This window comes from Paraburkholderia sp. LEh10 (genome assembly GCF_017814945.1).
Lineage (GTDB): Bacteria > Pseudomonadota > Gammaproteobacteria > Burkholderiales > Burkholderiaceae > Paraburkholderia.
In genome coordinates this window covers 1-6,773 of sequence record NZ_JAGIPX010000142.1, presented here as the reverse complement: position 1 = coordinate 6,773, position 6,773 = coordinate 1, and the positions used below count along the sequence as shown (strand labels likewise).

Genomic DNA, 6,773 nt, shown 5'->3' with positions numbered 1-6,773 from the left:
GACTCAACACTCAACGGAGGTTAGATCGCATCAAATCGCTGGCTGCAAATCCGTCCGTCGAACCGGGTCAACCTCAGACAACCAACCTGAAGTGCTTGCGAATCGTCGCGGCGTGACGTTTAGCCTGGTGCTTCCGAACGGCACGGTCACCTGCGTGATCGCCCTGACAGCGCTGGAAACGTATTTTTGGCTCGAGCCTCGAGCTAGCGACGCCCACGTTCTCAGGACGTTTGAAAACGGCTTTGCGCGGATTAGAGCCGTCGCTGAGCGCAAGTTTCGAGCTCACCCGGCTAAGCGTCTCAAGTTAACAGCAGAGGACTTCGATCCTGACTGTGGCCACCGGTTCGACGGTGTGTAAATCTGCCGAGGGAAGCGGCGCGGGCGCCACGCGCGAATGTATTCTTTTCCTTACAGGTAGCACGAGGGCGATGAGCGCGTCGCGCGTGAACGCTGCCCCTCGTTGCCACGTCGACCTTGATGAGCGGCTTCTCCCGCGCCCCCAAGATTGTTGCACTGCGTTGGTCTGTGCGGAACGGATCGTAACGGTTTGAAGTTGGAATTCGGCAGCGAGCCGCCTGTTACGCCGTCTCGGTTCGCCTATCTATGTTGGACCTAGTAGAGATCTCCCAAAACAGCCTCAGGTCCGGCGATGAAAGCGATTCGATACAAACCCGTTGCTGCAAGAGGCGCACAGGTTCCAAGGGCCACCGCGCACCGCCCGGCAAGGACTGGTCAGCCTTCCTTCTGGAAGACAGCCGCGTCCACCCGAAAGCATGTCCTAAGCTGCATTGATGACGCGATGCAGCCGGATGGCAGGGATTCTCGCTGAACGCAGCTCCATAATTTCCAGATGTCTCGACACCGATAGGGCGGCGGTCACTGCCACAAATTCGATTCTATTCCTGTCCGAGACTCGAAACGCTGTCTGAATGCCTATACAATTAGCAATTTAGTCCCCGAAGACGTCCACGTATGAACACGGAAAAGAATGGGACGACAGCGACGCCAGCCTATCAGCAACTGAAGGACTACGTTCGGAAGATGATTGAAACGGGGCAGTGGCGCCTGGGTGACATGATTCCGACGGAACTCTCATTGGCGAGCGAATTTGCGTTGTCGCGAATGACGGTAAATCGCGCACTACGCGAACTCGTGAGTGAGAATGTCCTGACACGAGTACGTGGCCGTGGGACCTTTATCACCGATCGTCGCTATCAATCGACTTTAATCGAGATCCGCAGTATTGCCGAGGAGATTCGCTCACGTGGCGACGCGCACCGCAGCAAGGTTCTGCTTCTTGAGTCGACTCATGACGCCGCCGCCCTGCAAACCCTTGAGTTGCCCCAAAACGGTACTGCATTCCACTCACGCATCGTGCATTTCGAGAACGACGTGCCGATACAATTCGAGGATCGTTACGTCAATAGCCTCGTATTCCCGGACTATCTGGATCAAGATTTTGAGTCCGAGACGCCAAACGAGTACATGATGCGCGTTGCGCCCGCACAAGGCGCGGAATACTGGATAACGGCACGTAAGACTAATGCGATGGTGAGACAGGCTCTGATGATGCCAATAGGCGAGCCGTGTCTGGTATTGCGACGGCGGACAGAAGCTCAACGACAAATCGCAAGTGATGTCACTCTTTGGCATCCCGCTAGCAGATACAAACTTAACGGTAGATATTGAGCGTTCGGAGCCTGACCAGATCAGCCTCCGACCTGATATCCGCCCGACCCGGCTTTTGTCTGTCGCGCGTGGCGCGGAAAAGCCGATTCGGACGCCAATCGAGTCGAATTTCTCCTGCACACGGGCCTGCGCTTTCTCCGCGAGGCGGCGCATGACGGCGAGCGCATGGAGCGCCGACTGTTCACCGTGAAATGGACAGCTTGGCGCTCGTAGAGATAGCGAATGCGTTAAACAACCTGTCTCCGCTGTCCGGCGTTCCCTTCATCTAGCTGGGAGCCGAGACACTGGAACCGGCGCAAATCAGCGGCTGGATGGATGAGGCACGCGGCGATCAAACCCAGTGTGGCCACCAACAACCCGGCATCAATGTAACCCGTTCGGAAGCCCTCGGCCGCGTCGGCACCAACATCGACAATGATGCCCATCGCAATGGGTGCAATCAGGCCCGCGATAGTGTGAATCGAGTTCGTTATACCGAGCATTGCACCGCGTTGCGAGGGCGGGCTGATTTCCCCGATCAACGTTGATCCAAGCGTAAAAATTACGCTACCAATCGAAAAGCTCAAAGCGATCAGCGCCACTTTCAACGGACCCATCGGCACCAGCGGCAGGCACACCATCGCGGCGCCAGCGGTCATGACGCAAGCGCAGCCAAATAGGCCGCGTGAATAACGGCTGGAATAACCAGCTTTCGTCATGCCCTGAGAGATAAACGCGCAGATTGGCGCAAGGACCATCTGCGTTACTGACGGAAGCAACACAATCCAGGCTGCGTATGAAGGCGTCAAATGCAGTCCCCGGATCAAATAATTGGCGAGCCACACGATATTCAGCGCGATGATCCAGTAAGCGGCGAATCCTGCGATAAACACGCCTAGAGCGGTACGGCTAAGCAGCAACTGCACGTACGGAATTTTCAGCGTCGAACTCATGCCGTCAGTCGCACCGCGATCCAGAGGTCCATCCTTTCCAAGCAAAATCCACACTACGGCCCAGCAGAAGCCAGTCACGCTCAGCACTATGAAAGCAGCATGCCAGCCAAAATGCACAATGATCCACGTAAGTAGTGGCGCGACTACCCCTGTGCCAAACGCCGCACCACACGCAACTACGCTACTCGGCACAGCGCGTTTGGCATCGCCGAACCATTTGTAGACCGCGTGGATCGCAATCGGGAATGCCGGTCCTTCGGCCGCGCCAAGCACCACGCGACTAGCGAGCAGTACGCTGAAATTCACGGCGCCCGCCATCGGTAGCAGCGTGATAGCCCAGACGATGCTCATTGTGAGCATGATGGCCTTGGTGCTGACTCGGTTCGACAGAAAGCCGACCGCTATGCCCGAGACCGAGAACAGTATGAAGAAGGCACTCCCGAGCGCGCCAAATTGCGCGTGCGTCAAGCCCAGTTCCTTCATGATCGACGTGCTAGACAAGCCGATGACCGCCTTATCGGCAAAGTTGACAAGCATGAACAGGAAGACCATGACGACGATCAACCATGCTCTGCGAGAGTCACCGATTCCATGCATAAGATAGCTCCAGATAACGACAACATTGACCCGATTGTGGCAAGCCGGCGATATCGCAAAAAGCGACGCCTCGCAGCATCCTCCAAGCAACCCTTATAACTGTCAGAAGTTTCGGCCATACAACGTTTTGCGATCATCGCTACGCAACACGGCGGTGTAGACCTCTATATCCGCCATGCAATTGACTGCGTCTATCCATTGCCTCTTGAAGCGGAGCATGCCGCATTTTCAACAACGCGTCGCCCGATGAACGTGGCGATGTGAACTGAGCATACAGAACGGCGCATTCTGACAGGTTGCATCTGGCCATCAGAATGACCTGCCCGTATCATGGTTTGGCGCGATTGTAATCGGTCTTTGCCACCGATATGTCCAGCCGCCTTTCAGCGACGTCATCCCGCCCTCATTTTTCAGCCACCGCACTTTGCGGCTCTCCTGCTCCGCTGTCTAGAATGACCGCTCATCCACGACCTCAAGGCCAAGGTCTTCAGGGTTAGCGCGCGGTAACGTCTCCCGCGCATCGCGTTCAGTTCGAGTAGTGCTTCAGGAAGATGGCGGCCTTCCGGAATTCCGGCGTAAATGGCCGGTCAGTGTCACGAAAATTAACTATCTGTCGGAACGCGCCCATGAACATCTCAGTCTGGGGCGACGCCGAAAAGCCGCCCGGCTGTCGCTCCCGCAGGTCAACCGCTTGAGCAGCAGACACTAATTCGATGCCAAGCAACTGAAAGTGATTGTCGATTTCGTTGCGTACGCGACGCACCACTTGCGGTGCGTTTGTCGCGATATCTTCGATATCTCCCGCGACCGGCAGATAGTCGAGCGAGACCGGCATCGCTAGCTCTTTGTTCGCCATGGCAAGCACGACCGGCGGCTTTTCCATTGCGCCGAACGCATGCAGTGTGTTGTCAGTGCCGAGGAAGCGGCTCAGATGCGTGAAACGAGGGTCGTTGAGTTTGATTATCTGCTGTGCGGATGCGAGGGAATTGTGCGCGATTGCAATGCCCATTTCTTCGAATGTCAGTACGAACGGCAGTGGTTCGAAGTTCGCAGTTGGCAGCACCGCCCCCCTGAGACCATCGCGGTTCACATAGCTCCGCCTGGTCTGGTATAGATCCGACTTCGGTTTGACGCCTACCGAGACGCCCGGATTGTCGTCCGAGGAGTTCAACTGAATCATGATTTGATTGCGCGCTTCCTCAGAGCTACGGTCAAGTTCGGCCAGTAGATATGGCGCGTCCCGGAAGCTGAGCGGATCCTGCAGTGCTCGCGCATCGTCCCGTTGCCATAGTGAACTACCAGCGAGGATTGAACGTAGCGCCGCACCGGTACGCATTACCTGCGGAAACGGATGCAACGATAGTGAATCCTCAAGAAACGGCGAAACGTTGCCATTCAGACCTTGCAGAGCGACTGCGTAGACCAGCTTGGCCATCTTGTTCAACTGCGTCAGATCGACAAGTGCGAGACTCGCCATGCCAGTCGTATAGGCGTTTGAACTGAGAATGCCGAGCGCGTCCTTTCCCCATGGCTTGATCGGGTGGATATCTTCTTCGGAGAGTGCATGTGACGCATCAGTCTTTGTGCCACGGTAGTAAACGTCGCCCTCGCCCATCATCGTCAGACCGACATGCGCCAGCAGAGTAATGTCCGCTTCACCCATAGAACCGTTCGACGGTATCGCAGGCGTAATGCCGTGGTTGAGCAGCTGCACATACATGTCCACCACCGCTGGTTGGACGCCTGCAGCGCCGACTAGCATCTGGTTAAGACGCACCGCCATCGCAGCACGGGCATCGCGTATATCCATGTCGGGGCCGACGCCCGCGGAGTGCGCGTGCAGCAACGCGGCGTTGAAGCGCATAGACGCGTCGATGACCTCAGGTGTCAGCCGGCCCTTGGCATCGACCATCTGACGATCCTTATTCAGGCCGACACCAACGGTCAGGCCGTAGATGCGCTGACCATCCGCAGCTGCAGCCAACACTACATCGTGTCCCTTTGCGACGCGTGCAAGAGAGGAAGCGGGAACTTCAACAGTCTCACCATCAGCAACGCGCGCAATTGATTCCGGCGTAACGCTTGTTCCGTCGAGCGTGACGGCAGCTTGGCATGAAAGCGATGCGAGAACCACCGCGATGCCGACCACATAACGAAAAGCCCTTCGCATTTAGTTATTCCCACGTTTCTTGGTTTGAGACAAGACGGATTTTCGACGAACACCCTCGCGATGCTGCCATAAGGCCAGCCCAAGCGTATGTGTCTCGATATTTCTAACAGCGTCAGCGACGAACTGAGTCGCTAGCAGGGCTAGTCGAATCTCGTGAAGGTTCGCAGATGATTGACCGCTTCGAAAGTTCAGTATTCGAAACGGCATTTTCTCTACTTTTTCTACGTTCGCCGACGACACCGCGAACTGAGCATTTTTCCGCCCTTCCGCGAGGGCAGCGCCATACAGCGCCCGTGCGCGCAACTCGGGGTCGTGCTGATGCTGATGCTCAACGGCCCAGCATCGGCAGCTTGAGTCCGGCTTCGCGCGCGGTTTCTCGCGCTAGTTCGTAGCCGGCGTCCGCGTGACGCATCACGCCCGTCGCGGGATCGTTGAACAGCACGCGGCCGAGGCGCTCATGCGCGGCGTCTGTTCCGTCAGCGACGATCACGACGCCCGAGTGCTGCGAGAAGCCCATGCCGACGCCGCCGCCATGATGCAGCGACACCCATGACGCGCCGCCTGCCGTGTTCAGCAGTGCGTTGAGCAGCGGCCAGTCGCTGACGGCGTCCGAGCCGTCTTTCATCGATTCCGTCTCTCGGTTCGGGCTCGCGACGGAACCCGTGTCGAGGTGATCGCGGCCGATCACGATAGGCGCCTTCAGTTCGCCCTTCTTGACCATTTCGTTGAACGCCTGGCCGAGACGATAGCGGTCCTTCACGCCGACCCAGCAGATGCGCGCCGGCAAGCCCTGGAACGCGATGCGCTCGCGCGCCATGTCGAGCCAGTTGTGCAGGTGCGCATCGTCGGGGATCAGTTCCTTGACCTTCGCGTCCGTCTTGTAGATGTCCTCAGGATCGCCCGACAGCGCGATCCAGCGGAACGGCCCCTTGCCTTCGCAGAACAACGGGCGGATGTACGCGGGCACGAAGCCGGGGAAATCGAATGCGTTCTGCACGCCCATTTCCAGCGCCATCTGACGGATGTTGTTGCCATAGTCGAGCGTGGCCGCGCCGCGTTCCTGCAGCGCGAGCATCGCTTGCACCTGCTTGGCCATCGACTGCTTTGCGGGCGTCACGATGCTCTGCGGATCCGTCTTCTGACGCTCGCGCCAGTCTTCGATTTTCCAGCCTTGCGGCAGATAGCCGTGAATGGGATCGTGCGCGCTGGTCTGGTCGGTCACGCAGTCGGGCGTGATGTTGCGCGCGACCAGTTCCGCGAACACATCGGCGGCATTGCCGAGCAGGCCGACGGAAACGGGATTGCCCATCTTCTTTGCTTCGTCGATCATCGCGAGCGCTTCGTCGAGCGTCTTCGCCTTTTTATCGACGTAGCGCGTCTTCAGG

Annotated in this window: 5 protein-coding genes; 2 read left to right on the top strand and 3 right to left on the bottom strand. The window is 57.6% G+C overall.

Features of this window, described 5'->3' with window-relative positions; all coding sequences use genetic code 11:
- Positions 1 to 91 precede the first annotated feature (91 nt).
- Together J8I87_RS42860 and hutC are read left to right on the top strand one after the other, a co-directional pair.
- A complete protein-coding gene (locus tag J8I87_RS42860) occupies positions 92 to 358 on the top strand; it encodes a DUF1488 family protein (RefSeq protein ID WP_313068251.1) in 267 nt (88 codons plus the stop codon).
- Between the two features lie 614 nt (positions 359 to 972).
- Entirely contained in the window at positions 973 to 1,689 is a 717-nt protein-coding gene (hutC, locus tag J8I87_RS42855; RefSeq protein WP_209938646.1) for a histidine utilization repressor, read from the top strand.
- A gap of 227 nt (positions 1,690 to 1,916) precedes the next feature.
- Here hutC and J8I87_RS42850 read toward each other — a convergent pair whose 3' ends face one another.
- The 3 genes from J8I87_RS42850 to hutU all read right to left on the bottom strand — a co-directional run.
- Complete coding sequence (locus tag J8I87_RS42850) at positions 1,917 to 3,218, bottom strand: MFS transporter (protein WP_245254598.1); 1,302 nt, start codon at positions 3,216 to 3,218, stop codon at positions 1,917 to 1,919.
- Positions 3,219 to 3,744: 526 nt separating this feature from the next.
- The gene (hutH, locus tag J8I87_RS42845; protein WP_209938644.1) at positions 3,745 to 5,388 is read right to left on the bottom strand and encodes a histidine ammonia-lyase; all 1,644 of its coding nucleotides are present in this window, start codon (positions 5,386 to 5,388) and stop codon (positions 3,745 to 3,747) included.
- Positions 5,389 to 5,716: 328 nt separating this feature from the next.
- Positions 5,717 to 6,773, bottom strand: a 1,057-nt coding sequence (gene hutU, locus J8I87_RS42840; protein ID WP_209938642.1) for a urocanate hydratase, incomplete at its 5' end; no start/stop codon positions are given.